We start from the raw sequence: 25,925 nt of genomic DNA on the forward strand, positions 1-25,925 counted from the left end.
GGCTGCGCCCGCACAAGTCACTCACGGTCGTGGTTGTTCCGTGATCTCATTTCATTGAGAAGATGACGCAGCATCGTCTCCTGCGAGCAGAAGACCGGGATCAGCTCAGAAAATGCGAGAGTAAAAATAGACGAAGCTGCAAGCGTCAACGCCAGACCAACTGTTGAAAACACAGTGGATGGCTCGGCAGGGTTTGAAATCGCATTCACCAGCAGTACGACCAGAATGATGAACGCGACCAAAACCTGAAACGCTCCGATACACTTCAACAAGATTGCTAGATAGCGAAGTGACGGCCTTTGGAGAATCTTAACCGTTCCGGTCGGTAGCTGCGTCTCGCTTCCAGCTTGACGAGTTTCATCGACAAATGTCGAGACGGGTGGAACTAAAGGAAGATGCGGTGGAGCGCTGACGTTCGACAGCTCCTCGCGCGTTTTCGACGGCTCCTCGCGAGTTGTTGCTGCTGGCTCTTCATTGGGAATCGCCGCCTCTGCCACGTTTTGGAGAAACGCTTGGAGTGGAGGAAGCTGAAAGTCGAGATGGCACCCCGGGCAGCTTCCTGGTTGCCCCAGCAGGTCTTCTGTGACGAGAAGATTCACCTGGCAATGTGGACACGTTACTCGAAATTTCTGTAGGGCCACGGCGTCTCACTTCAACTAAAAAACCAGCGATCACGTCACCAGTTTATCGATGCATTCGCCCAGGACACACCCCAAATTCAGCCATTTCATGCGCTGCTCGCAGACTCGCGCAACATTCAGGCTTCGATTGAAGTACTCGAGATTTCGAGTCGCACATTCAGTCTTCGAGAGATGGAGTCGTTGCGTGAGTGGTTACCTTCCCGGCATTCTCAACGGAGGCTTCGTTTTCAGAGGACCGCGACATGACGGAACCTCTGGATCTCTACTCGGCACTGACGGCTCAGGGAAACTTCAATTCGTCCCGCCCGCCGATATTCTGGAAGACCACATCACGAATTCTAACCCGCATCACCAGTATGCGTTGCAGTCGAGCTTGAATAGCCAGCTCGACGGTAAAGCCGATTTAATCGATGGCGTGATTCCATCGTCACAAATACCAGCCATCGCAATTTCGGAATTTCTAGGTGCTGTTGATGACGATGCTGCCATGTTGGAACTGGTCGGCCAACGCGGTGATTACTGCTACCGTAATGACCAGCAGGCGGCGTTCTGGTTGACAACTGACGAGCCAGCTGATGTTGAAAGCTGGCTGCAAGTTTCCTTACCAAGCGTCAGCGTGCAATCAGTAAACGGTCAAACTGGCGTAGTCAATCTGGGATCATCGGATGTCGGGGCAGCGCCAGCGTCGCATTCGCACACCATCTCCCAGATCACCGATTGGGCATCCACGATCGCGGGCTATGCGCCACTTTCAGGGGCCACGTTCTCCGGGCCAGTGAAACTGGCGGCTGGCAATGGCTTCGAAGTCTACAACACATCCGACGTCACGAACTATGAACGATTTTCCGCATCGTGGACCAGCAATCTGTTGAGTTTGCTGGTGGAATACGGTGGTTCAGGGGTTTCCCGCAGGCTGCGAATTGGTGCTGCCCGAACGGCCGGTTCAGCGAACAACGTCAATCAGACTCAATACGCTGCCAACCCCATCAGCAGCACCGTCGGATCGATTCACACTTCGTGTGCTGGAAATGGTGCGGCGGGGCCGATGATTTCGAACTCAACGACGCTCACGGCAGCAAGCGGAATTCAGATTGGACAATATCTCGAAACGAGCGTGATGCAATCGGGGGCAGCAAGCTATCTCGGATACGTTTTCAACGTCTCTGAAACCTCGACCGGCAGCGGTTCGAAAGTGATTGCAGATTTTCAACTCGGTGGATCCAGTCTGTTCGCCGTTGAAAAGTCGCAAGTGACGTCGAGACTCCCGGTAGCAGTCAACAACAATTCCTTAGAACGACTCATCGCAAGATTTGCTAGCAACACCGCCTACTTCGGGACGTTTTACGATACCGGAGGAGTTGCTCGAACGACGGTGATCGGCACATCGACGAATGCAAACGCATCATCCATCGCCACGAATACAGGCCGTTCGATTTGGTTTTCTCCGTCCCCGGTTTCTGCTTCACGAGGGCTAATCGATTTTGCACTGAGTTCAGGAGCTTCCGGCCCATTGATTTCGATGGGGGGAGTGACTTGTGATGGGAGTTCTGGAGTCGCTGTTCCGTTTACGATCAATCCCGTCATCAACCAAAGCGGGACAGCGGGCTATTCCGCGTTTCTGATCAATCCTTCGGAATCGGCGGTTGGTAGTGGTGTTAAGACGTTGCTGGATGTGCAGATCGGTGGATCATCGCGTTTTCGAGTCGACCGGGGCGGAAGCGTGGTTCTCGCGGAGATTGCGGAATCAGCTGCTCTACCTGGGGGACTGTTTCGCTCATCGACAGACAGCGGGCTGTTCTGGAAGGATGCTTCCGGAACCGTTTTCAAATTCAACATGACGGCCGTCTAGGCTATGAAAGGAATCACCATGAATCCCGATGAACTTCAGTTGCGGATCAAATTTCATGCGGAGCAGATGCAGCGGTTGCTGGAAGAACACGCAATTGTCAGAGAGTTTCAAACTCATGCCCGATGCCTGAGCCAATTCCAGCAAACTCTTCAGTTTCAGCACGTGACTGTTCCGCCAACTGAGTGAATTCAAATAGGTTCCGAGAAAGGCTGCTCCAGCCCTCACGTCTTTAATCTCAAAGGGTCACAATGCCCACTTCGATCGGGTTTTGGCATTTCACATCAGACGATCCCCTCAACCTCTCCCTGCATCCAGTCCAAGGAGGCCCGTTGCAAATCGAGGCCACAGTCGAACTCATTGAAGAAAATTCTGAATCCGTCCCAGGCTACTACTCGGCCACGCTCGCCACCTCAATTCAAGGCCCACTCCGCGCTCGTGTCCTGCGGGACGACGTTTTGATCTACGATGGTTTTCTTTCCCCAACTGGAACCGCGAATTCATTCATCATCACCAGCGAATTCCCACGCAACCTTGAAGTGAGTTCATTTTCGCCAGCGGCCCTCGGACAACTCGCATCCCAGCGTATCCTGACTGTCTCAGCTCCGATGATGATTGGAAAGACGCTCTCAACACCTTTGATCCGAGGGGATTCCTACCTCGCAGAGCACGGACGAGCACTCGAGTTCTCCCGCAGCGATTTTCCAGACCTGCCCGCCGATTCCCAGGTGCGGCTCAGCGCAAAGAACGTTGATCAACCGGGCGTTTCGTTCCAGTTGGCCGGAACGATTCTTTCAGGGATCGAGACAAAGGTCGTTCGCTTCCAGCCGACTTCCGCACAATCGGCGACGTGGATCCCCGGAAAGTATCGCTTCGATATTCAGGTCACATTTCCAGATGGAAACTCAGCCACGTTTGAAGGACCGAACTCGTTCCTGCATGTGATCCCAGACGTCACAGAAAACGTCTAAAGAAACTAGCAATTCACTCTACTTTTTCACTTCAGGTGGCACACCGACCAGGACGTCGTCTCCCTGAATCCGGATTGGGTACGTTCCCGCACGTAGTGGCGATTTCGGACTATCGAGCCACGTCCCGTTCTTGACACAAAATCGCCAGGCATGCCACGGGCAGGTCACCGCTCCATCTTCCACCCAACCGGCGGCAAGTGATGCGCCGGCGTGAGGGCAGGCATCATCAATTGCAAAGTATTCACCATCAGTGAAAAAAATGGCGATCATCTTGCCGTTAACCGGATAGGTTCTCCCCTCACCCTCGGGAATATCCCCCAGCTTGGCGACTGCAACAAATTCCGGGAGGTCAGGAAAGAGCGTATTCAGAACAGCACCCCTCGACAAAAATCCGTGAGTTGAGAGCGTTGCCCGCTTTCACTTGAGCACGGCGAATCGCAAAGCAAAAAAGAAACAAGGTCCATTTCCGTCGTCGAAAATGGACCTCGTTTTAATGCCGACTCGAATTATGTTCCGAGAACCAGAAGAGTGAACTTCTTGGCTTTCAGGCCGTTTTCAGCCAGGACCTGACGAACCGACTTGGTGTCGTCTTTCGCGAATGCCTGCTCGGTGAGAACACCAGCAACGTCGCGGTAGAAGACGCTCATACGGCCATCAACCATTTTCTCGATGATGGCTTCTGGCTTGCCAGTCGCACGTGCTTCTTCACTGAGGCGATCACGTTCAGCTTTGACTGCCGCTGGATCGACTTCTTCAACCGTCGCGACAGTTGGCTTCAATGCAGCGATGTGCATTGCGACGTCGCGAAGAATCGCAGCGTCTTTCGGTGTGCCTTCTGCTTCGAACAACACTGCGGTCTTGCCGTCGTGGTGAACGTAAACGCCGACAGGTCCCGGTGCTTTCACAACGCGACCGATCACGATCTTCTCGCGAATCTTGTTGACGGTTGATTCGTACAGATCTTTGAGGCTGCCTTGAGCGAGCAACTCTTCGCCGTTCGCTGCACCTGGGCCGTTGATCACTTGCTGGAGCAAGGCGTTCCCGAGAACTGCAAGACTTTCGCTTCCAGCCACTGGAGCAGACTCACAGAGAACCTCAACAGCAACAGCCTGGCTGCCGTCTTCGGAGAAAGCGGTGAACACTTTTCCTTCGTTGGTGCTGTTCGCAGCGCGCTTGGCAATGACCTTGCCTACCTGCTCTTGCAGAATCTGGATCGCCCGATCTTCGTCACCGTTTGCTTCGACCAGCGCTTTTTTGCAGTCCATCATCGGCAAGTCGGTTTTTTCACGCAGTGCCTTCACGGCTGCAGCTGTCACTTCGGCCATCGCCGATTCTCCTCGTCAGATTGAATTCTTTCTTAGCAACCCGCTCGATCTTAGACCCCACGGTCTCGCAGGCAAAGAGTGAACATCTGTCCAGAAGCAGCGTTCGCCACCGCGGTTGCAATGCCTGAGGGTCTATTTTTGCGAAATCTGCTCACTAGGACAATAGTTGCGACCAGCGAGTTCGCTCTTTGGGGAAATTGAAAAAATCCCCCGGTCCCGCCGGATAAATTCCGCAGGAAGTCCCCAAGTTCTCATAAAGATCCACTCAGAATTCAGCCTGAACTTCGCATCAGCGGACCCAACTCTCGGCCAGACGCTACGGTTTATCACCACATCCGTTACCGGCGGCGACATTTAATCGGTCGGCAAATCGACACTTGGCGAAATTCTATTTCTGAATTTGACGCCGGTCCGTATTCCGGTTCTGCCCTTCTCCCGCAGCGATTTCTGTGCAGAAGAGAATGTCCGATGCGAGAGCAGGGTCCCGCATACTCAGGCAACTCCCTGCACCGTCGCAGGACCACTCCGTCAAACAACGAGGCAACGATGCCCTGCGCTTTGCTTTTGAGGAGGGGCGGTTGTTGCACCAAGTCGTCCGGGAGGAGTTGGCCTCTGCCAGCGAGGAATCACATCATCGCATCGACTTTGACCGGTTCACGTCCATGAAACATCGCTGACCGACTGGCTGCAACGCTCCCGGTGCTGTGAAAGACAAACCGAAGCCCGCAGCGGTCGCACTCAAGTTCCGTCCCGATCCGCCCCGCCTGCAACAGAATGGCATCGATCTGGCGATTTCCGCACAGACCAATGGAGAGATTAATGGCCTGCTGACACTGGGGGCAAATGAGGGGAATGCCTCTTCCCTTGTTCATGCGGTCTGAACCCGGCGAACCATCATGGCTGGTGTGAATCTTGAGATCTGTCAGCATCGTGCGTGCCCTGTCAACGGTTGAAGACGTACGTCCTCTGTTATCGAGGCAGCTATGACAACTAGGTGGCACACATAGAGAAGATTGGTCGAAGATTTTAAAAACGTCCGCAAAATCTTCGAGTCTCGGACGACGAGTGGTCGCTCGAATTGAGCACTCTCGGGATTTGGTAGAGGCAGCAATTTACAAAAAAAGACGCGAGGCAAACCGATATGCCCCGCGTCTCGTGTTCATGACAGAAATGGAAATCAGTCTTCCATGATTTCTTTTTCTTTGTCTTTGGCGAACTCGTTCACTTTGCCTTCAAACTTTTTGGTCAATTCCTGAACGTCGTTCTTTGCTGATTCGAGCTCATCTTCTGAAATCAGCTTTTCCTTTTCTGAAGTTTCAGCATGCTTATTCGCATCCCGACGAACGTTTCGAATCGAAACGCGCGCTTCCTCTGCGAACTTGCTGATACGGGTCGTCATTTCGCGACGACGCTCGGTTGAAAGCGGCGGAACATTGATACGGATCAGACGACCATCAGAGTTCGGAGCGAGTCCAGCATCGTTCGCCTGAATCGCCTTGATGATGTCATTCAAAGTCGACTGATCGAACGGACGAATTACGATCTGTTGTGGTTCTGGGCAACTTACGTTGGCCATTTGCTTGATCGGTGTCGGCGACCCGTAAAGGTTGACTCGGACAGAATCGACCAATCCTGGAGAAGCCCGCCCGGTACGGAGACCATGGAGTGCGTTGCGGAATACCTCCACAGCTTTTTCCATACGCTCTTCAGCGTCGAGCAGAATCTCATCAATTTGCATGGCCATGTTGTGCGTTCCTCAGGGCAAATCCTTGACGTGTGAAGAGGATTAACGATATCGGACTAGAAAAGATTAGTGAAGAGATTTTCGGGCCTGCGATCTCGGATTGGACATCTTTATCCGCCCTTCCCTGCAGAAACGCAACCTCTTCTGTCAAAATCGGTTAAAACGAATCCTACACCACAGAATTTACTGCGGTTTTCGTGAATCCCATTAGTTCAGATATTGAGCAGTGGTCTCGCCCGGCTGTACTTTACCGACAATGTGCGCCCGAAATCCACACTTCTCAACAATCGCCTGCACCGCTTCCACAGCGCTGGGACGCACTGCCGCGACCAGACCAATTCCCATATTGAACACGTGGTACATTTCTTCACGGTCCACTTCACCCAATTTCTGCAGCCACTGAAATAGCTGTGGCACCTGCCAAGCACTTCGATCGATCGTCGCCTGAAGTCCAGCCGGAATCACACGGCCGGTGTTCTCAGCGAGTCCTCCTCCAGTGATGTGAGCGATCCCGTTGACCAGCCCCTTCATCCCTTCGCCGCGAAGCAGTTCCTGAACCACTTCCACGTAAATCCGTGTTGGAACCAGCAACGCGTCGGCGACAGTCATCCCCAGTTCAGGCACGTCCGCATTGATATCGAGCTTGGCGTGCCCGAAGACGACTTTGCGCACCAGGCTGTAACCATTCGAATGGAGCCCCGAAGACTCGATTCCAATCAGAACGTCCCCATCCTGAATCTTCTTGCCGTCTAGAATTTCGTCCTTCTCAACGACACCGACCGAGAAACCGGCCATGTCAAAGTCACCTTCTGAATAGAGGTCCGGCATAATCGCCGTTTCACCACCGATCAGAGCGGATTTCGCCAACAGGCAGCCATCCGAAACCCCTTTTACCAATGCTGTGGTGAGGTCTGGGTTGTCTTTCCCGACGGCGACGTAGTCCAGAAAGAAGAGGGGTTCAGCCCCCAGACACAAACAATCGTTCACACACATGCCAACGAGATCGATGCCGATCGTATCGTAACGCCCCGCCATCAACGCGACTTTGATTTTCGTTCCGACACCATCAGTTCCGGAAACGAGCACGGGATCCCGGTATTTCCGGTTGTCGCCGTTCAGCTGGAACAAGCCGGCGAAGCCCCCCATCAACGGAAGTACCCGAGCAGTCTGGGTCCGCTGAATTAACGCAGGCAGCCTCCCCATTGCTTCTTCGTAGGACTCCAGGTCGACGCCCGCATCTTTGTATGAAATTGCCATAATCAACGTGGTCCTGGAAAGTTCCCGATGGGGATGACTGATCTCGGCCGCTTCCGCACCGAATGGATCAGCGATAATTATTTTGTTCTCGTCAGGCCTCAATTTCGGGCCTGATCTGACCGGAAGTTAAATTCACTTCGACTAAAGAACAACTGTATCTGGAATTGCGGCCATTGACAGGAATCCGGCCCGCCAACTTTGGGAAGTCCTGCCGTTTGGTTTACTTCGGGCAGCCAAATCCCGGAGATCATTAGATTTCGGCCGGGAATTTCGTGCATCCGCCTCTCGATCTCTTTGCCGATTTTGATGCATGATTTACGATGCCGGTCTTCTGCGGCCATTTCGTTGGTCACCCAGGCGGAACTTCGACTCCAACGTCAATTCCCGCAACCATTTCCGTAGCACTTGAGGACGCGTAGATGCAATCCAGCGGCGAAGCCCTTATTTCGACACCGGACTCTTCCAGCTCCTCACATCCGATTCTCTCCGAACATGAAATTCGGGAATGGTTTTCGAGGAATCTCCCCGTCGAAGAATTTCGAGGGAAAAAGCTGTTGCTGATTATCCCGGATGCAACCAGAACGGCCCCTCTTCCGTTGCTGTTCGACTGTATCTTCAAACAGCTACGACCAGTCGTTCAACAGCTTGACGTGATGGTGGCGTTGGGAACTCATCCCCCGATGTCAGATGCGCAGATCTGTAAATTGCTGGGAATCAATCCCGAAGAACGAGAGCGATTATTCTTTCAAACGGAACTCATCAACCATGAGTGGGATAATCCAGAGGCGCTCACCCAGATTGGAATCCTGACCGAGGATGAGACGGCGGCCATCTCCAGTGGAATGCTCTCTCAGGTGGTCCCGGTCAAGATCAACAAGCGGATTCTTGATTACGATACATTGCTCGTGCTGGGCCCTGTCTTCCCACACGAAGTGGTCGGATTTTCGGGAGGGAACAAATACTTCTTCCCCGGGATTTCTGGCCCGGAACTGCTGAACTTCTTCCATTGGCTGGGAGCACTGATCACCAATGCAGGGATCATCGGTGTGAAATCGACCCCCGTTCGAGAGATCGTGAATGCAGCGGCCAAACTGATTCCACGGGAGCGAAAAGCGATCACGTTTGTCGTGTCGCCCGATGGCACCGCGCGTTTGCACGGCATTTTCTACAACACTCCGGAGCAGGCCTGGAGCGACGCTGCCGATCTTTCCGGAAAGATTCACATCAAGCGAATGCCGAAGCCGTTTCACACCGTGCTTTCTTGCGCTCCGTTGATGTACGACGAACTTTGGGTGGCTGGCAAGTGTATGTACAAACTTGAACCAGTGGTCGCTGACGGCGGAGAGCTCATCATCTACGCACCACATATGCATGATATCTCAGTGACACATGGAGCCCTCATCAAGGAAATCGGCTACCACTGTCGCGATTACTTCGTGAAACAGTGGGATCGTTTTCGAGACTACCCCTGGGGAACTCTTGCACACTCGACCCACGTGCGCGGCGGCGGGACCTACGAAGACGGAATTGAACGTTGCCGCGTGAAAGTGACACTCGCCTCTGGAATTCCTCCAGAAGTTTGCGCACAGATCAATCTCGGTTACAGAGACCCAGCGACGATCAATGTCGAAGATTTCGCCAATCGCGAGGATGAAGGAATTCTCCTTGTTCGCAAAGCTGGCGAGCAGCTTTACCGACTCGAAGAGGCGCAGGATTGAATCGGCCTTCGGTAAAGCCAACGTTGATTCCCAATTCCTGACACACCATACGCTGTAGAGCAGGCATATCAACGCATGTTTACTTCTGTCGTTGTGGAGCAGTCTTCATGATCCGGAATGTTTTTTGAAATTCATGTAAAAACGTTTCAAATCTCGTTGCAGTTTTCAGAAAATTAGCGGGTACCATGACGGTAGAATGCCTGGTCCCAAGGTGACGTGGACCGGTCAACTTCTCTCCTGCTTCTCCCTATTCAAAATTATTTCAAGATGAGTCCCATGGCCAAACCTGCTCCAGCAAATTCTGAAGTGACAGAATCGAGCACAATCGAAGAGAGAACTCAGTCGATCGGTCGTGAACTCTGGACCGCATTGGCGCGTCGAACTCCGACGGTTTTTGAACGACGCTGGTGGCTCGACCATATTCTCGAATGGGCGATGCAGGACGAGTCGGTCAAAATCCAGATGTTTCGTTTCGTGGATGTTCTCCCGATGCTCAAATCGAGCACCTCGGTGACGCAGCATCTCCAGGAGTATTTCGAACAGGTCCGCTCCCGCCTCCCATACGCGGCGCGCGTCGGTCTGGATGTCGCTCAACCAGATTCCATTCTCGGCAAGGCACTGGCACTCAACGCCCGGACCAACGCTCGCAAAATGGCAGAGCGATTCATCGCGGGAACCAAGCCTGAAGAGGTCTTCAAGTCGGTCTCCAAGTTGCGACAGAAAGGACTGGCATTTACCCTGGACCTGCTCGGCGAAGCGGTCATCAGCAACGACGAAGCCAAGAAATATTACAACGCTTACAAGTCGCTGCTCGAAGATCTTGCTCCGCTCGTCGAAAAGTGGAACGAAGATGCAGTCTTGGACAGGGACGATACGGCGTACATTCCCCGCTGCAATCTCTCATTAAAGCTGTCGGCGCTGACCAGTCACTTCAATCCAATGGACCCCGCTGGGACATCCGAAAAGGTGAAGAAGCGATTGCGAAACCTGTTTCGCAGCGCTCAAAAGCGAGATGCGTTTATCAACATCGACATGGAGCACTACGCCTACAAAGACCTCACGTTGCAAATTTTCAAAGAGATTTGCAGTGAAGACGAATTCCGAAAGTGGCCAAACGTCGGCATTGTCATTCAGGCGTACCTGCATGATGCCGAGCAGGATTTGAAAGATCTTCGCGAATGGGCTGAGCAACGCGGTACACCCGTCTGGGTCCGTTTGGTCAAAGGAGCGTACTGGGACCACGAAACGATCACCTCGGACTATCGTGATTGGCCATGCCCCGTTTTTCGCGAAAAATGGCAGTCTGACGCCAACTTCGAAAAGATGACGGAATACCTGTTTGAGAATTACAAATGGCTCAAACCGGCGATTGCTTCACACAACTTGCGCAGCATTTCCCACGCGATTGCGACTGCAGACAAATTGCGGGTTCCGACAAGAGCGTGGGAACTCCAGATGCTGCACGGGATGGCGGAAGAGATGCAGCAACTCTTTAGCGAACGCGGGTACCGCATTCGCGTTTACACCCCATTCGGTGAGATGCTTCCGGGGATGTCTTACTTGGTCCGTCGCCTTCTTGAAAACACTTCGAACGAATCGTTCCTGCGAAGTGCCTACTCAAAGGGTGCCGACATCAACAAGCTGTTACTGAAACCTGAGCCGAAGGCTGAGGCCGTTGCAGTTTAAGCAATAAGCGAACTGTATGCTGAATGGAAAAAGAGAGGGCGTTCGATTTGTCGAACGCCCTCTCTTTTTATTTGATCACCTGTGAGCGGCAAGGCTCAATATGGCTGCACTTATTCCGCAGCGGTCTCTTCCGTTTCCTCTTCGGCTGCGAATTCCGGGGAAATCGGACGTCGCTCTGGATTCAGGTAATACGGTGGGAATGTGGAATCGATTTCGCGAAGAGCGATCACAGTTCCCCCCGGACTGCTAAGAAAAATGCGGTCAGTGCGGTCATTTGTCACACGAACAGAGAAATCTCGCAGACTCAGCGAACCAACCAGCTTTCCATTTGAACGGTCAAGAATCAGCAGATTGTTGCTGTCATCGCTGGCGTAGACGCGATTGTCAGTCGCAGCCAGAAACGTTGATGCAAGAGGATTGTTCCACTCGGTCACGCCGGTCGCGCTATTGAGTGCGGTCAGCCCTTTACGATGAGGCACGACAAAGACATTTGCACCGCTGATGATTGGGCGTTTCTGAATGGGTGCCCCCCCCGCGAACGTCCAAAGAGTTCGTCCAGATGCTTTTTCCAGACAGAGCATTCGTGCACGGGCGTCACACACCAGCATCCGATCACTAGAGAAGCCAAGCTGAGTACGGAGTGGCGTGTTCAGCTCAATCTGATAGTTCAGCTCCTTATTAGATTTCTTCAGAGAGTAAATTTCGCCACGAGCCGACGCAAAAATCACGTCATCTCGAAATGAAACTGGAGTCGAGACAATTCGCTCTGGAGCTTGAAAATTCCACAACCGTGAACGGACGGTCCATTGTGGCAGCAACCCTTGGGAATATGTCTTGCGAATTTCTTCGAGATCATAAGCAAGAATGCTTCCGTCCACCGTCCCGATAAACAGATATCTATCATCGACCTGTGGCGATGTGGAAGGATACTCTGGGCACAACATCGTCCATTCAGTTGTTCCAGTCTCTTTTTTCAGGGAAAACAGGCTGAGCCCCACTGCCACCAAGACTTCATTTTCGTTCGTGCTCACAGGGAACGACTGCTGTTCCGGCTTGCCGATAAGTTGTCCCCATTGCTTTCGGCCGAGTTCGCTATGGATGACAGTCAGCACACCAGTCGAGGACTGGACGTAAACGCATTGCTCATCGCAACTAAAGAACTCAACGCGATCTCGTGACGCATTGACGTCAGCCTGAGCCCACCAAGCCATCGTCAGGCCGTGTCGATTCAACTCGACTTCGCTCGGAAGAAACGATTTCTTCCCTTGAGCAAAGGCTGGCGACGCAAACAGGAGAATTGCGACAACGACCGGGGCGAGTCGAATTGACATCTGCATGAGTAAATCCTGGACGTGGCGTTTCACTTAGGCTGTCTGACTCCTGCCAAGTTGCATTTCTGATCAAGAAATACAACCGGAGAAGACAACAAGATTATGATTTAACTCAGCCTAAATTGACAAACAAATGAGGAGAAAATCCTCTCGGGTCTCAAGGACTAAGGCCCTATGGTCAATGGCTGACCCCGAACGGCCCCTCCCCGACTGGCGCAAACAGGCGTGAAGGGGACGCCGATGTCTCTATCTGATCGGCGATTGAGAGCCGACGCAACCATTTCAGCTGGGTTCCCTGATCAGGAGTCTGCATCTTTTTCGTAGAGCCAACCTACAAACCGAACTCACCCAGAAAATCGAAGCGAAATAATCGATGTAATCAAACCAAACCATTTAACGCGTTTACTGAACCTTCTCGCTTCGTTCAGTGAAAAGTTCGGAACCCGGACCCCTGTCACCGCCTGAATTGCCCTCAATCCAGTTGGGATTCTCAGATCGATTGTTTTCGCTCGAACGCGGACTTCCAGTGGTCTCCCCGGATGCCAGCACTTAGAATCCAGGCTGGTTCACCCGAATGAACATTGGAATCACTTTGGCGAACATCGACTAGACATGAGCAGTTAAACGTTTTTCTCGCCCTAAACGCCGCTGTTCATTGCCGCCCCCTCCTTTAATGGAGGCCCAATTCGCTAGATCTGGAGTCAAAAAGATGAAGTGTGTATTTGTTGCCGAGCCGGGACCTGCCCATACACTTCAATACGGCGACCTTCCAGATCCCGTAATCAGCGCCACTCAGGTGCTGGTGAAAGTCGGTGCCGCGTCGATTAACCCGATCGACACCTACATTCGGGCTGGGAGTATCCCGATGCCTGTAAAATTCCCCTACATTCCGGGATGCGATCTGGCGGGGACGGTAATTGAAGTCGGTTCGGACGTGACCCGATTCCGGGTCGGAGACCGTGTCTGGGGGAGCAATCAGGGACTATTCAATCGGCAAGGCACTCTCTCGGAACTAGCAGCCGTTGACGAAAGTTGGCTTTACCCAACTCCAGCGGAGATGAGTTCCGAGCAGGCAGCCGCCGGCGCACTCACTGGAATTACCGCCCACCTCGGATTGTTCCAATTCGCGCGGCTAAAACCAGAAGAACTGCTGTTCGTGAATGGCGGCACAGGTGGCGTCGGCTCGATGGTCGTCCAGTTTGCGAAAGCTGCCGGAGCCAACGTAATTGTGACAGCTGGCAGCGAAGAAAAGCGCCAGATCGCAACTTCGCTGGGGGCGGATGTCGTCCTCGACTACCGCTCAGTAGGAATTGATGAGGAGATCCGATCAGCGGCAACAGGGAACGGCGGACTCGATGTGTGGTGGGAAACCCAACGCGAGCCGAACATCACCCGTTCAATCGGACTTATGAAGAAGCGAGGCAGAATCATCGTCATGGCCGGCCGCGATGCTCAGCTCTCATTCACTCTCGGTCCATTTTACGTCAACGACCTGCAGCTACTCGGATTTGCGATGTTTAATGCCAGTCCAGACGAACAACGGGTTTGTGCCGAGGAAATGAATCGCTGGTTTACTCAAGGAAAGTGGAAACCTCAAATCGGTGCCCGTTTTCCTCTGAGCGAAGCGGCCGCTGCACATGCTCTTCAGGAAGAAAATACTCTGCTAAAGTCGGGTTCACTAACCGGAAAGATTGTCGTGATTCCTGAATGACATGGAGCCCCCTTCGCATCGGCGACTTGGGGCAAATGCGATGAGTATTCACGATTCCACTCGATTTTAGACGCTGTAAGATCGGCAATGAGTAATAATGTGCGATCTTGCCTTCCATCCCTGTCTGATTTGATTGTTTCGAAATGAACGTTCCAGAATTCGTAAGAGCCAAAGCCCAAGGGAAAAAACTTTCCGTTCTGACGGGTTACGATTACAACTGGGCTTCCATGCTCGATGAAGCCGGAATCGACGCCATCCTTGTCGGTGATTCACTGGCAATGGTTGTTCAAGGCCATAGCAGCACGTTGCCCGTCACGCTGGACCAGATGATCTACCATGGAGAAATGGTAACCCGTGGAGTGAAAAAGGCCCTTGTTATTGTCGACATGCCCTTCATGTCGTATCAGGTCAGTTCCCGTCAGGCAGTAAAGAATGCCGGTCGAATCCTCAAGGAGACCGGAGCGGGCGCCGTCAAACTCGAAGGCGGAGTCCATCAGGCCCGCACGATTGAGCGGCTCGCTGAGTGTGACCTTCCCGTGATGGCACACATCGGGATGCAACCGCAATCGGTTCGAAAACTTGGCAAGATGTCAGCTGTACAGCGAGACGGCAAAAAACTGCTTGCGGATGCCATTGCTGCTGAGAAGGCAGGAGCGTTCAGTATTGTGCTCGAACTCATCCCCACCGAGATCGCACAGGAAATCACTGCGACGCTAACGATTCCGACTATCGGCATCGGAGCCGGTCCGCACTGTGACGGCCAGGTTCTCGTGACGCCTGACATGTTTGGACTCAGTGGATTCCAGCCGAAGTTCATGAAGCTGTTCGCGGAACTGCGAAGCCAAATCATCAGCGGGACTGCGGCTTACATTCAGGAAGTTCAAGCGGGAACATTCCCCGCAGAGGAACACACCCACCACGTGAAAAAGACTCCAGAAGCCTAAGCAAGGGGATGATTCAGCGCGCAACTCGCAGCGACTCGGTTGCGAGCGACGGTACTGAAGATCACACTCCATCTGCTCTCACTCACCAAACCTCAATCAGGCAACGGAACTGATGATTCGCGTCTTTGGAATACGACATCACGGTCCCGGTTGCGCGAGAAGTTTGCTGGCTGCGTTGAATGAATGGCAGCCTGATGTCATCGCACTCGAGGCTCCGGGGGACATCGAATCCCGGTTCGAGTACGCAAGCTACGAGACGATGAAGCCCCCAGTGGCGATGCTGATTTATCCTCAGGATCAGCCGGCAGCAGCGGTGGTGTATCCACTGGCAGTTTTTTCTCCGGAATGGCAGGCATTACGCTGGGCAGCTGTTCATAAGGTCCCTGTGCGAGCGATGGACCTGCCAATGGCTTTGCGGTTCCCGCATGATCAGGAAAAACTGCGTCAGGCAATGGAATCGTCCGCAGAGGAGTCGCAATCTCGCCCATCCTGGAGAGCGGACCCGATTGCCATCCTCGCAGAAGCTGCTGGATATCAGGATCACGAACTCTGGTGGGAGGAACAAATTGAGCGTCGACAGGACGCTCACGGAGTGTTTGACGCTATTCAGGAAGCAATGACTGCAGTCCGAGACGAGTTCCCGGAATCAAGTGAAACGGACTTGCTTCGCGAAGCCTACATGCGAAAGACAATCCGTGCGACGCTGAAGGAAGGCTTTCAGAAGATTGCGGTGATCTGTGGAGCGTGGCACGGACCGTTCGTCGATGAATTGGCTGTTGCAGGGAAGCGGCCGGGATGCAAAACAACCGAAGACAATGCACGGCTCAAGGGGCAACCCAAGATCAAAACCACTGCGACTTGGATTCCCTGGACGCATTCCAGACTGGCGTATCGTAGTGGTTATGGAGCGGGCATTCATGCGCCGGGATGGTACGCACACCTCTGGGAGTCCGAAGCGGACGCCCCGACTCGATGGTTCGTGAATGCGGCACGATTACTGCGAGAGCGAGATTTGGGAGCATCGTCGGCCAGTGTCATTGAAGCTCGACGCCTGGCGGATACGCTCGCCTCACTGCGAGAACTGCGAACACCCGGTTTGAACGAGCTGAACGAGTCGATCCTCGCTGTCATGTGCCAAGGAGAGGAGACGCCCCTTCGAGCCATTCGAAATCAACTGGAACTCGGGGAAAGACTCGGTTCCGTTCCACCGGAAACACCTTCAGTGCCGCTGGAAGCGGACGTTCAGCGACTGCAGAAATCCCTGCGACTGAAAATCTCATTGACTCCAAAGTTGCTTGATCTCGACTTGCGAAATGACCACGCACGGGAGCAGAGTCGAACGTTACATCGACTCGTCATACTTGGCATTCCATGGGGGCAACTTCAGAGCTCAGGAAGTGCAACTTCCACCTTCCACGAGGTCTGGAAACTCGAATGGAAGCCAGAGTTTGCAATTTCAATCATTGAAGCGAATGTCTGGGGAAGCACTCTACTTGATGCTTCATCAGCACGCATCCTGAATCGGGCGGAAACCGCTCCCCACCTCTCCGACATCACGCAACTCTTTCATGATGCGATGCAGGCAGACCTCAACAGCGTCTTCCCGATCCTCATTGAACGAATCCAATCGGCTTCGGCGATCTCCGCTGATGTTATTCAACTGATGGATGCACTCGGTCCGCTGGCGAGTGTGATTCGATATGGCGATGTCCGAGGGACTGACACGACCCAATTGAAGCCGATCGTCTCCGGAATGTTCGCTCGAGTTTGCGTTGGCCTGTTCACAGCCTGTACTGGCGTGAATGATGAACTGGCGACGACCTTAGTTCAGTCGATGTCGAAGACTCAAGACGCGTTGGATCTGCTGCAGCAAGCCGAGTTGCAGGATGAATGGAATCTCCGGATTCAACGACTTGCGTTCGAGGATTTCCATGGGCTTCTGTCGGGCTCGGCGACTCGCAACTTGCTCGAAAGACAACTCTTGGATGCGGCCGGCCTTGAGACACTCACCCGAAAAGCGCTGGGTCCTGCTCAGGAGATCGCCTATTGTGCACACTGGATTTCAGGGCTATTCGGTGGGAGCAGTATGCTGCTGATCCATCAGGATTCGGTTTGGCAGGTTCTGGACTTCTGGCTCCTCCATCTGGAAGAAAGCCTCTTTCTCGAAATGCTTCCGGTGCTGCGTCGTTCTTTTGCGAAATTCAGCGTTGCGGAACGGAGAGTGATGGCTGCGAAGCTGAAATCAATGCATCGCCATTCTGATTCCGCGGACAGGAACGTCCCGCGTCAGGGGACTCCACTACATTACGAACGTGCCGCCAAAGTTCTCCCCATCCTTGCGAAGATACTCGGAGGCCAGCATGCCGCAGAGTGAAGAACAGGAACGACAACGCCGATGGCAACTCGTGCTTGGTGAACAGGAGTCGACTCCAAAATCGCAGCAGGACGGGAGCGAAGGTTTTGACTGTCCCTTGACCGGCGATGACGCGGAAATGGATCGGGTCCTCAGAGCCCTTTACGACTCCGATCGGAAAGGCGGATTGGGGAGTTCTTCTCCTCGCGTGAATCACTGGCTTGGGGACATCCGCAGGTTTTTCCCGAAATCCGCTGTTCAGCTCATGCAGAAGGACGCTCTGGAACGATTGAAGCTCCATGAGATGCTACTGCAACCGGAGACGCTCGAGCGGATCGAACCGAATGTTGAACTTGTGGCGACCCTGTTGTCGCTGAAGCAGGTGATTCCGGAGAAGACACGCGAAACGGCACGAACGGTTGTTCGCAAAGTGGTGCAGGAGGTGGAAAAACGCCTACGAAACTCTCTGATCTCTGCGGTAAGAGGAGCACTGAATCGAGCGACAAAAACGTCCCGCCCTCGTCCGCAGGAGATCGATTGGCATCGGACAATTCGTAAAAATCTGAAAACGTATCTTCCGGATCATCGAACAATCATTCCGGAACGGTTGGTCGGCCACGGTCGCAAACAGTCCAGCATGCGGGACGTCATTCTCTGCGTCGATCAGAGCGGTTCGATGGCGACCTCTGTGGTCTATTCGGGAATTCTCGGTGCGACGCTCGCTTCATTGCGTTCGATTCGAACAAGCATGGTTGTGTTCGACACGGAAGTGGTCGATTTGAGTGAACACTTGCAGGATCCCGTTGACCTGCTGTTTGCCGCACAACTTGGCGGAGGGACCGATATTCATCGTGCCGTCGGGTACTGCGAGCAGCTGATTACTCGCCCGACGCAAACGACTTTTATCCTCATCACCGACTTTTATGAAGGGGGCGATCCACACGGACTCGTCCGTCGGATCGCTCAACTCATCGCGAGTGGAGTGAACGTGATCTCGCTTTTGGCTCTCAATGATGAAGGAACTCCTTCCTACAATCATGAGTTGGTCACGGCAATCGCGTCGCTGGGTACTCCTTCGTTCGCATGCACTCCAGATCTCTTTCCAGAACTTCTGGCCGCTGCACTCCGCCGGCAGAACCTGACTCAGTGGGCATCCATGAACGAAGTGATTCTCCATGGAATCCAGACCTAATCCGTAGCGGAATCAAACCTTCAAAAAGACTCGCTGTCGGTACAGCCAGTAACAGATCAGCCAGATGACGATCACAGCGCTCGTGGAATTGATCACAGGCTCAAACGCGGTGACAAGGGTACTCCCCATTTCGCCAGCAAGCATGTCGCGATTTGGAAAGAACTTAAACAGCTCGCCGATTTTCCCGAGCGTCCCTTCGATGATCCAGCCAAAGTGCCGCTTCACATTTTCAGCGAACCAGCCAGTCAGCAATTCGCCAAAGAAATAGACGAGAAGCGAATTCGAGCCGATGACGACCAACGGGAACGCCAATTTCTGAAGCGGGAGAAGGTCGAATAATGTGTAAAAAATTGCGAGCATTGCGACGACGTAGCCTCCGCTGAACAGCACCCATCCCGGGGTCCAGATCCTTTTCACGACAGGGCAACAGGTCGCTCCTGCGATCACCCCGAGTGTGAGCAGTGCGATCGCCAATCCGATCAGACTCAGCAGCTTTCGACTTGGAGCGATTCGACTTTGGAGAATCTGTCCGCAAAATAATCCGAGCAACATCGTGGCGATGCTCGGAATAAAGTTGAGTGTCTGATATCCGCCACCATTGAAAGTGAATGGGCCCGCCTCTTCCGATCTCGGGAAGAGATTGAGAAACCAGACGTCAAACTGGCTGAACGCATTCCCGTTTTTTGACCATTGCGCAAATGGTGCCGCGAAGACTTCGCCCCGCTCCACACTCGCGTTCACCTCTGCCGGGTTGTAGTTCGCCGGCGGAGGAACGAAGTGCATCAGAGCCCATGTCCCGACGAGGACGAAGGCGAATGCCGTCAGTGGAATCCAGAGTTTCCTCCCCGCACACAGATAGACGAAGAAGTAACCCAGTCCAATCTGAGCCAGTACATTCGGGAAGATCCAGTTCGTTGCAGGTGACCACAACGAGTACAGAAAGACCCCCATGAGGATGAGGACGATGGAGCGTACTAATGCGTGAAGTCCCCGACGAAACGGAGATTCTCCCTGTGTATTTCGACGCTGCAGGGAATACGGGACAGCGACTCCCACCATGAACATGAACGATGGTTGAATCAGGTCCCAGAATGAGACGCCCCAATGCCACCACGGACTTCCAATTGCAGCATCATGTGTCCCCGGAACAAAGCTGGACACCCAGGGAGGATGCTCGAAGTGAAATGCGAACCACTGGAACGCGGGGCGATTGACGAGATCCCAGACGGGGCTCTCTTCGGGAGCATTTGCTAATGATGCGATTCCGAATCCGTGAGCAGCGAGCATCAACATGATGAACCCACGAAACGCATCCAACGAAACTAGTCTCGCGGGCGCACTCATTCCAGAAGAGGTCGATTCCACGCTTCGCTTTTGCGGAGTCGATTTGTCAGCACTTGAATACGGAGCGGCAAAAGAAGTGTTCGGAGCAGTTTCCGATTCCAATGGCACCCCAGCTAAGCGCTTCTTGCGAGAACTCATGAAACTCCCCTGTCACATCTACGTGGAGGCAATTCAGCCGATCAGTTGCAAATTGAGTGTCAGCGAAAATCGTGTTCGGGAAAAGAGCAGCTTGCTCGAGAGATGCCAAGTGGGTCGCTCCGATTCTGGAGTTTCCTGCATAAACACCGATAACTGCAGCAAAACTGTCAATCAATGAGAACATCACTCAAGGAGACGCGGAGCAATCCTAGCTGATTCGAAACCACTTCCCATGAAAACGAAGTGACTCAAAACAACGACCGTCTGAACCCACTATTACAGATGAGTTTCAGACGGTCTCGGTGTTTTTAGAAGTTCGGAGGATGCTTGGAAAGTTACATCCCTTTCGTCATTCCGCAACTTCTGGCGTCCTGTTCGCTGCAGGAAGACTTCGCGAACAGTTGATTGAATTTCCTCTTCAGTCGGAAGCTTTGATAGACGATGTTATCCCGGAGAAAACTCTTGCCAACTGCCCATGGTTTCCACCCCCGACCACGCAGTTCCGCATTCGCCTGATACAACGCCCTACGTCGATCAAGGTCCGGCGTACGAAACGTGATGCTGAAAGAAATCGAGACCGATTCACCGTTCTTCACCCAGTGTGGGAAAGTGACCGGGAAGTGCAGCCCTTGCCCCGGCTGGAGATCATAAGTCCAGCCAGCGTCGACATGTTCTTTGCGAAGCTTCAGATTTCGCCCGCGATCCGAATAGAAGTTCTCGAGCGTTTCCTGAGTCACAATCTCTGAATTGTGCCCATCGAGCATCCGGACCTCTTTATTGCCTCGAATCTGCAAGAGAAAATTGTGTTCGGGATCGACATGGAATGGGGTCACCGATCCGGGCGAGCTCACAAACAGGAACGCCTGTGGCTGCGTCATCCCCGGTGCGATGGGCTCTGAGTAGGGACGAATGACCTGAAGGCACTCTTCGAGAAGCTCGCGATACGCAGGATCCTTCTCGACATATTTCAGCACCAGCCACGATTTGCACTCTTCAATCCGGCGAATCGTCTCTTCTGGAGAGAGCCCGTTTCGTGGTGTCAGCCCCTCTTCGACACTGATGGGGATATTGCCCGCGTTGTACTCAATGCATGATTCCGGAAGTCGTTGCGACAACTCCAGAATGCGTTCCATGGTGAACAGCGGATGGTCGCAAAGTCGATGCTTCACGAGGAACGGACGCTTCGTGAAACAATTCTCAAACTCGTGAGGATTTACTTCCAGAAGTGGCCCGCCGACGGTGGAGTTGCTATTGCTGACCACGGGTTGACTCACCGGCACAGTATTAATCGTCATAATCTCAGCCCAGGATCCCAGTTTCAGGATGGATTTTCTGTTGTTTTCGGAGCGGACTTAGAGGCGGATCTTCCGAGAAGACGCTTACGGACGCGGTTCAACGCCCGGAGGCATGGAAGTGCTCCAAGTACGATTTCCCCCGCGATTTTTCCGGTGGACAAGGTCAGGCTCTGAATGACGCGGCGTTCCGACCAAAGGCGATCAATCATTTGATGCCCCGGTGCGGCACAGGAGTCGCTCCACTCGATCGATGGATCCGCTGCAAGCTCACGCAAACTTTCGAATTCCAGTTGCACGCCTGGCGACGCGTTTCGATAAGTCTCATCGAAGGCAATTTTGAAGGCGAACGCGACTTTCCCAGCGATCAGGATGCACTTCAGCGCGATCGGCTCACCGTTCAGGAAAAGGCCTTCCAGGCGAACTTTTCCTACCGGAAATCCTTGTGCAACGAATTCTCTGAAGAATTTGGTCTCTGCTTCGTTTTGCTGAATTGCTGTGCCGGCTCTTGCTTTCCAGCCTTGAGCTTCAAGTTGCAGGAACCAGTCAGTCCAGCAATCCAGGGCACGTAAATCAGTCAGTTGTCGATACTCGACATCACCGAGCGTTTCGAGTTTCCGACGCTTGCGGCGATACTCACGAAGGTGATGGCCGCCTAAGGTCTTTTTGAAATACTCTTCAGTGTCTCCAGAACAGGTGATTCTGGCGCGAAGATATTGGTCCGAAACATAGGTCGTCGTGAGATTTTCGCGGAGAACCTCGATGAGCGAGTAGTGGAACTGCCCTTCTCCGCTCACCAGATGCCATTCCAGACAGGATGCCGGCGTTTCTTTCTGCTGGAGGAAACTCATCACGACTCGAAGGGTTTCAGTTGGCGATTCCTGATGAATCAGTGGGCTTGCCAAGAAACAGAACGCATTTTTCCACAGCGAGAGCTGGGAGATCCCCATCGGCCCCCGGGATTTATGAAATGGGAAGAAGCCACAGAGTGCTGGATTGCCGGGACGACGTTTGTCATCCCTGAAAACCAGTACGAAATACCAATCGTTCCCTTGTCCTAGTGTTTTGATTGCAGGAAGAAGGAACCAGGGCTCGTAAAACGGGTTCGCGTCGATCGAATGTTCTGCAAGTTGCATCCATTCCGAAAGATGCGACTCAAGACGTGACGCATCCGTGAGCACGACGATTTCGTATTTCTGACCATTCTGACCGAAGAATTCAGCGGCACCCCCATCATTTGAGGAGTGTTGACCGCTCGCGGTAAGTAATGGCGATTCGACAGCTGGCATCTCTTGGCATTCCAGAGAAAAAATTACGATTCCTTTAACTCACGGTACGCCAACAACAGAACGCGCGCACAGGGAATTGAGTGGAATTGCCGCGAGAGTAGGTGCGAAATATCCCCATCCAGAGCAATTGCTACAACCAGTCTTTTACGCAAATTCCGCTCATGTAAGCGAAATGTTCGGGTCGATACATCCGATACCACGCTCTCGTCATCACTCAGGGGGAATCTTGTGATGCGCCAACAGTCTGAAACATTTCACGCACGTTCTATGAAAATTGCATTGGCAGTCGGCTGCGCCACTGGCATTCAATTTTCTGGTTGCGTGAACAACGCCGATCGGTCGGACACCGCTTCCGCCTCGGAAGTCGCGGCCGAACAGGCGAGCGAACAACTCTCGCACACTGTCTCGCTGCAGCTTCCATCTGACACCGCTTCGCAGCGACCAATGGGTTCGCTCGAAGAAGTTGTTTTTGCAGAATCAGAATTCGACGACGATGATGTTGGGATCATTCTGACCGCGGGTGAAGCGGCCGCGAAGTCGAAATCCTCCTTTTGGAATCTCTTCGGGAAGAAAACACCGAAGTCAGAAATCAACGACCCTTTTGCTGAGCTTTCTAATGAAAACTCAGACGTTGCCAAAAAGGGACGGGCTGCCCAGCTGGGATTTAACGACTTCGAAAAGGCAGCAACGCCAACTCAAAAGCCGGAATGGGTCGCGCAGCAAGAACCGGCGCCAGTCCAACATTCTCGCGATGAGGAGTTCAATCCTGATCGATGGTTTGAGAAAGAGGCAAAACGAACTGAGAATCAGACTGCTGTTGCAGAAGTGAAGCAACCAGTGCCCGAATCTGAGATCGTGTTCAAGGAAAGTGCGCAGACTCAGCAGGGAGTCTGGACTGAAGTTCCAGGCGAACGTGCGACTCAGCAGGTCAAAGCAGAATCTGTTGCTCCGAAGGTCGATACGACTCCGAAATGGGCTGAAGAGGACACCACGTCGTCGCGCAGATTAAAGTCTTCTCAGGTAAATCCCTCTACCGCTGCATTGATCGCAGCGAAAGAGAGTGCAATTGCAGAGAAGGCCGGCACTTCGGCTCCACCGACCACCGCACGACCTGATGACCTGATCATTCATCGTCAGCAGAAGCTGAAGGTTCAGGCCTTGATGTCTGAAGCACAAACGAGCAAGCTGCGTGGTGAACTCCATGCGGCATACCGAAGTGCATTGCTGGCCGATAAGGTCTCCCAGCAATATCAGTTGAAGTACAACGCCGACGAAGTTGTTCCAGCTGAGTTTGCCGAGGAAATTGCTGCGAAGCTCTACCCCCAGGCAGACGTTCCCGCTCAAGCCCAGGCCAAGTCTAACGAAATGCACCTGAAGGGCTTGCCAGCGACTCATCTGACTCCCGCGTTTTCAACCGAGAAACCCATAGAGTCTCATGAGCAGATCGCGGTTGATAATACTGTGTTCCCTGAAATTCCGTCTGCGACCTGGAAGGCCCTCCCAGTTGAACCATCGGGCAAAACCGAAGGTGCGTTGGCTCGGAATGAGCGGATGAGCAATTCTCATTCGGCATCCCAACAAAACGACCTCTGGTCTGCAGAACGGCTTCCTGAGATTCGTCCAACTCCGTCACCCCGTGCGAGAGCACAACCTTTGGTTCAACCTTCCGGGGTGAAAGAGGAATCCGAAACACAGCAGAAGTCGCCTCAGCAGACCGTTTCCGTTGGGTCGAGCGCTCCGATGTCTGACAGCGTCGTGATCCAGACGACTCCAGCTTCTGAATTGAACGTCCGAAATCAGCCGACAACGGTGTCATCCAAGCTGGATGAGCGAGTTCAATTTGCGATTGGGCACACTGTAACCGAAGAGACGTCTCAACCAGTTCTGGTCAGTCTTCCCGATGCCGAAAAGGATGAGATGGCGTTCCTGGGACTGCCTGCACCTGAGATGGAGAGAAGCGAGTTCCCAGCATTGGCTGAAATTCCATCTAGTAAATCGCGTCCAGCATTGATGGCGCCACCAGTGCCTGAAGACCACCAATCACTAACCACCAGCAGTGCTCAGCAAGCTCCGATTACCTGGAACGATCTGGTCACCAAACCGAATCAAACAGAGACCGCAAACCTTGATCAGGACTTCTTCTGGCGTCTGACATGGGTGATGCTGGGACTGCTCGGTGCCGCGGTCGCCACCGTGATTGGCCTGAAAGTCTCTCGTAAAAAGCAGGAACTCGAGCAAGCCAATGTTGGCCCGGTTATGATGACTGCCCCTGAGAGACCGGTCGCTGAAAACATGGACTCCTCCAGTGAGCCACAGGCCAGCTCGGACGAGCTAGAAATTCAGCCATTGCGGTTTAAACGAGCAGCATAGGTCCGGATGTAACGCCTGTAACGCGTTAAAATGAAGCAATTCTGCCCACTCAACCACTTACCTGCAGCACGGCTGAAAGTGTGAACTAACGTTGGAAACAGGAGTTGACCCGTTTCTAATATACCGAGGGTTCCAATGGCAGATCCATGGAGTCGTCCGACAACCAATGATTTACGCATCGTCTTGGATAGGATTGGAAAATCCGAGATCAATCACAACCGGAGCGCTGAACGGCTGGAGTTAACTGTTCCAGCTGAGATCGTGACGAGTCGGGGAAACACGATTTCTGCGGTGACCAGAGAAATCAGTCGATTCGGGATCGGCCTTCTGCACAAGGGCTATATCACTCCGGAAGAAGTAATCGTTCGGATGGCGAGTGACACGCGGGACTTCGAATATCAGGTACGAATCGAGTGGTGCACGCCGTGCGACAACGGCATGTTCATCAGTGGTGGTCGCTTTACCACCCAGAAATCATCTTCGATCTAATTCGGCGTCAATTCTCATTACTCGATGCCACTACAGATCGCATTGCGGAGACCTCCGTGCAGCGATCTGTTTCTTTTGGCCCCAACAGCGAATGGAAGTCGCATCGACTTGAGACTTGCCCAGCCCAATAGCTCATTGCTAAACGCCGCTGGAAATACGTCGTCAATTGCCTTCAAAAACCAACTACGCAATGATAGTCAGAGTGTGCGGAATTGAGAGAAGGTATTCCTGCGGCAACTCCATTCCCTGGATTCACCCCGATGAGATTCAGAACCCGTCAGACT

At 53.1% G+C, this 25,925-nt stretch carries 21 protein-coding genes; 11 read left to right on the forward strand and 10 right to left on the reverse strand.

Annotation, left to right across the window (positions count from 1 at the left end; translation table 11 throughout):
* Positions 1-17: 17 nt before the first annotated feature.
* Complete coding sequence (locus tag SH668x_RS14595) at positions 18-641, reverse strand: hypothetical protein (RefSeq protein WP_437185801.1); 624 nt, start codon at positions 639-641, stop codon at positions 18-20.
* A 184-nt stretch (positions 642-825) separates the two neighbouring features.
* Between SH668x_RS14595 and SH668x_RS14600 the strand changes: the two genes are divergently transcribed.
* The 3 genes from SH668x_RS14600 (at position 826) to SH668x_RS14610 (ending at position 3,458) form a co-directional block, all read left to right on the forward strand.
* Positions 826-2,490, forward strand: a complete 1,665-nt coding sequence (locus SH668x_RS14600) for a hypothetical protein (RefSeq protein WP_437185802.1) — start codon at positions 826-828, stop codon at positions 2,488-2,490.
* An 18-nt stretch (positions 2,491-2,508) separates the two neighbouring features.
* Positions 2,509-2,676 carry a hypothetical protein gene (locus SH668x_RS14605; RefSeq protein ID WP_437185803.1) on the forward strand — a complete coding sequence of 56 codons (168 nt, stop codon included), beginning with the start codon at positions 2,509-2,511 and terminating at the stop codon, positions 2,674-2,676.
* Positions 2,677-2,738: 62 nt separating this feature from the next.
* Positions 2,739-3,458, forward strand: coding sequence for a hypothetical protein (locus SH668x_RS14610; protein WP_437185804.1), 720 nt, complete (start codon positions 2,739-2,741; stop codon positions 3,456-3,458).
* Positions 3,459-3,476: 18 nt separating this feature from the next.
* Here SH668x_RS14610 and SH668x_RS14615 read toward each other — a convergent pair whose 3' ends face one another.
* The 5 genes from SH668x_RS14615 to purM all read right to left on the reverse strand — a co-directional run bounded on the left by SH668x_RS14615 (position 3,477) and on the right by purM (position 7,784).
* Entirely contained in the window at positions 3,477-3,845 is a 369-nt protein-coding gene (locus SH668x_RS14615; protein WP_437185805.1) for a Rieske (2Fe-2S) protein, read from the reverse strand.
* 119 nt (positions 3,846-3,964) lie between these two features.
* Positions 3,965-4,783, reverse strand: a complete 819-nt coding sequence (gene tsf, locus SH668x_RS14620; RefSeq protein ID WP_437185806.1) for a translation elongation factor Ts — start codon at positions 4,781-4,783, stop codon at positions 3,965-3,967.
* Between the two features lie 626 nt (positions 4,784-5,409).
* Positions 5,410-5,712 carry a hypothetical protein gene (locus SH668x_RS14625; protein ID WP_437185807.1) on the reverse strand — a complete coding sequence of 101 codons (303 nt, stop codon included), beginning with the start codon at positions 5,710-5,712 and terminating at the stop codon, positions 5,410-5,412.
* A gap of 248 nt (positions 5,713-5,960) precedes the next feature.
* Complete coding sequence (frr, locus tag SH668x_RS14630; RefSeq protein WP_437188563.1) at positions 5,961-6,521, reverse strand: ribosome recycling factor; 561 nt, start codon at positions 6,519-6,521, stop codon at positions 5,961-5,963.
* A gap of 213 nt (positions 6,522-6,734) precedes the next feature.
* Positions 6,735-7,784: a phosphoribosylformylglycinamidine cyclo-ligase gene (purM, locus tag SH668x_RS14635; RefSeq protein WP_437185808.1), complete on the reverse strand. Its 1,050-nt coding sequence runs from the start codon at positions 7,782-7,784 to the stop codon at positions 6,735-6,737.
* A gap of 419 nt (positions 7,785-8,203) precedes the next feature.
* Here purM and SH668x_RS14640 point away from each other — a divergent pair, with 419 nt between their 5' ends.
* On the forward strand, positions 8,204-9,502 hold the full coding sequence (locus SH668x_RS14640; protein WP_437185809.1) for a lactate racemase domain-containing protein: 1,299 nt from the start codon (positions 8,204-8,206) through the stop codon (positions 9,500-9,502).
* Positions 9,503-9,778: 276 nt separating this feature from the next.
* On the forward strand, positions 9,779-11,188 hold the full coding sequence (locus SH668x_RS14645) for a proline dehydrogenase family protein (protein WP_437185810.1): 1,410 nt from the start codon (positions 9,779-9,781) through the stop codon (positions 11,186-11,188).
* Positions 11,189-11,298: 110 nt separating this feature from the next.
* Here the strand turns inward: SH668x_RS14645 and SH668x_RS14650 are convergent, their stop codons facing one another.
* Entirely contained in the window at positions 11,299-12,525 is a 1,227-nt protein-coding gene (locus SH668x_RS14650; RefSeq protein WP_437185811.1) for an outer membrane protein assembly factor BamB family protein, read from the reverse strand.
* A gap of 703 nt (positions 12,526-13,228) precedes the next feature.
* Here SH668x_RS14650 and SH668x_RS14655 point away from each other — a divergent pair.
* The 4 genes from SH668x_RS14655 (at position 13,229) to SH668x_RS14670 (ending at position 18,719) form a co-directional block, all read left to right on the forward strand.
* Positions 13,229-14,230: an NADPH:quinone reductase gene (locus SH668x_RS14655; RefSeq protein ID WP_437185812.1), complete on the forward strand. Its 1,002-nt coding sequence runs from the start codon at positions 13,229-13,231 to the stop codon at positions 14,228-14,230.
* Positions 14,231-14,373: 143 nt separating this feature from the next.
* On the forward strand, positions 14,374-15,174 hold the full coding sequence (panB, locus tag SH668x_RS14660; protein ID WP_437185813.1) for a 3-methyl-2-oxobutanoate hydroxymethyltransferase: 801 nt from the start codon (positions 14,374-14,376) through the stop codon (positions 15,172-15,174).
* Between the two features lie 112 nt (positions 15,175-15,286).
* The gene (locus SH668x_RS14665; protein WP_437185814.1) at positions 15,287-17,548 is read left to right on the forward strand and encodes a DUF5682 family protein; all 2,262 of its coding nucleotides are present in this window, start codon (positions 15,287-15,289) and stop codon (positions 17,546-17,548) included.
* Positions 17,535-18,719: a VWA domain-containing protein gene (locus SH668x_RS14670; RefSeq protein WP_437185815.1), complete on the forward strand. Its 1,185-nt coding sequence runs from the start codon at positions 17,535-17,537 to the stop codon at positions 18,717-18,719. Before SH668x_RS14665 ends, SH668x_RS14670 begins: the two co-directional genes overlap by 14 nt.
* 12 nt (positions 18,720-18,731) lie before the next feature.
* Here the strand turns inward: SH668x_RS14670 and SH668x_RS14675 are convergent, their stop codons facing one another.
* The 3 genes from SH668x_RS14675 to SH668x_RS14685 all read right to left on the reverse strand — a co-directional run bounded on the left by SH668x_RS14675 (position 18,732) and on the right by SH668x_RS14685 (position 22,782).
* On the reverse strand, positions 18,732-20,201 hold the full coding sequence (locus tag SH668x_RS14675; protein WP_437185816.1) for an acyltransferase family protein: 1,470 nt from the start codon (positions 20,199-20,201) through the stop codon (positions 18,732-18,734).
* A gap of 335 nt (positions 20,202-20,536) precedes the next feature.
* Positions 20,537-21,496, reverse strand: a complete 960-nt coding sequence (locus tag SH668x_RS14680) for a JmjC domain-containing protein (protein WP_437185817.1) — start codon at positions 21,494-21,496, stop codon at positions 20,537-20,539.
* Positions 21,497-21,519: 23 nt separating this feature from the next.
* Positions 21,520-22,782, reverse strand: a complete 1,263-nt coding sequence (locus SH668x_RS14685) for a GNAT family N-acetyltransferase (RefSeq protein ID WP_437185818.1) — start codon at positions 22,780-22,782, stop codon at positions 21,520-21,522.
* 267 nt (positions 22,783-23,049) lie between these two features.
* Here SH668x_RS14685 and SH668x_RS14690 point away from each other — a divergent pair, with 267 nt between their 5' ends.
* Positions 23,050-25,152 (forward strand): hypothetical protein, encoded by a 2,103-nt coding sequence (locus SH668x_RS14690; protein ID WP_437185819.1) that lies wholly within the window; start codon positions 23,050-23,052, stop codon positions 25,150-25,152.
* A gap of 135 nt (positions 25,153-25,287) precedes the next feature.
* The gene (locus tag SH668x_RS14695; RefSeq protein ID WP_437185820.1) at positions 25,288-25,641 is read left to right on the forward strand and encodes a PilZ domain-containing protein; all 354 of its coding nucleotides are present in this window, start codon (positions 25,288-25,290) and stop codon (positions 25,639-25,641) included.
* The last annotated feature ends 284 nt before the right edge of the window (positions 25,642-25,925 follow it).

It is taken from the genome of Planctomicrobium mucosum (genome assembly GCF_051466335.1).
In the GTDB taxonomy this organism is placed as follows: Bacteria; Planctomycetota; Planctomycetia; order Planctomycetales; family Planctomycetaceae; genus Planctomicrobium.

Bases quoted from the DNA above. Each gene is read 5' to 3' on its own strand.
- SH668x_RS14605 (WP_437185803.1), top strand. From the start codon at position 2,509: ATGAATCCCGATGAACTTCAGTTGCGGATCAAATTTCATGCGGAGCAG.
- SH668x_RS14610 (WP_437185804.1), top strand. From the start codon at position 2,739: ATGCCCACTTCGATCGGGTTTTGGCATTTCACATCAGACGATCCCCTC.
- tsf (WP_437185806.1), bottom strand. From the start codon at position 4,783: ATGGCCGAAGTGACAGCTGCAGCCGTGAAGGCACTGCGTGAAAAAACC.
- SH668x_RS14625 (WP_437185807.1), bottom strand. From the start codon at position 5,712: ATGCTGACAGATCTCAAGATTCACACCAGCCATGATGGTTCGCCGGGT.
- frr (WP_437188563.1), bottom strand. From the start codon at position 6,521: ATGCAAATTGATGAGATTCTGCTCGACGCTGAAGAGCGTATGGAAAAA.
- purM (WP_437185808.1), bottom strand. From the start codon at position 7,784: ATGGCAATTTCATACAAAGATGCGGGCGTCGACCTGGAGTCCTACGAA.
- SH668x_RS14640 (WP_437185809.1), top strand. From the start codon at position 8,204: ATGCAATCCAGCGGCGAAGCCCTTATTTCGACACCGGACTCTTCCAGC.
- SH668x_RS14645 (WP_437185810.1), top strand. From the start codon at position 9,779: ATGGCCAAACCTGCTCCAGCAAATTCTGAAGTGACAGAATCGAGCACA.
- SH668x_RS14650 (WP_437185811.1), bottom strand. From the start codon at position 12,525: ATGCAGATGTCAATTCGACTCGCCCCGGTCGTTGTCGCAATTCTCCTG.
- SH668x_RS14655 (WP_437185812.1), top strand. From the start codon at position 13,229: ATGAAGTGTGTATTTGTTGCCGAGCCGGGACCTGCCCATACACTTCAA.
- panB (WP_437185813.1), top strand. From the start codon at position 14,374: ATGAACGTTCCAGAATTCGTAAGAGCCAAAGCCCAAGGGAAAAAACTT.
- SH668x_RS14665 (WP_437185814.1), top strand. From the start codon at position 15,287: ATGATTCGCGTCTTTGGAATACGACATCACGGTCCCGGTTGCGCGAGA.
- SH668x_RS14670 (WP_437185815.1), top strand. From the start codon at position 17,535: ATGCCGCAGAGTGAAGAACAGGAACGACAACGCCGATGGCAACTCGTG.
- SH668x_RS14675 (WP_437185816.1), bottom strand. From the start codon at position 20,201: ATGAGTTCTCGCAAGAAGCGCTTAGCTGGGGTGCCATTGGAATCGGAA.
- SH668x_RS14680 (WP_437185817.1), bottom strand. From the start codon at position 21,496: ATGACGATTAATACTGTGCCGGTGAGTCAACCCGTGGTCAGCAATAGC.
- SH668x_RS14685 (WP_437185818.1), bottom strand. From the start codon at position 22,782: ATGCCAGCTGTCGAATCGCCATTACTTACCGCGAGCGGTCAACACTCC.
- SH668x_RS14690 (WP_437185819.1), top strand. From the start codon at position 23,050: ATGAAAATTGCATTGGCAGTCGGCTGCGCCACTGGCATTCAATTTTCT.
- SH668x_RS14695 (WP_437185820.1), top strand. From the start codon at position 25,288: ATGGCAGATCCATGGAGTCGTCCGACAACCAATGATTTACGCATCGTC.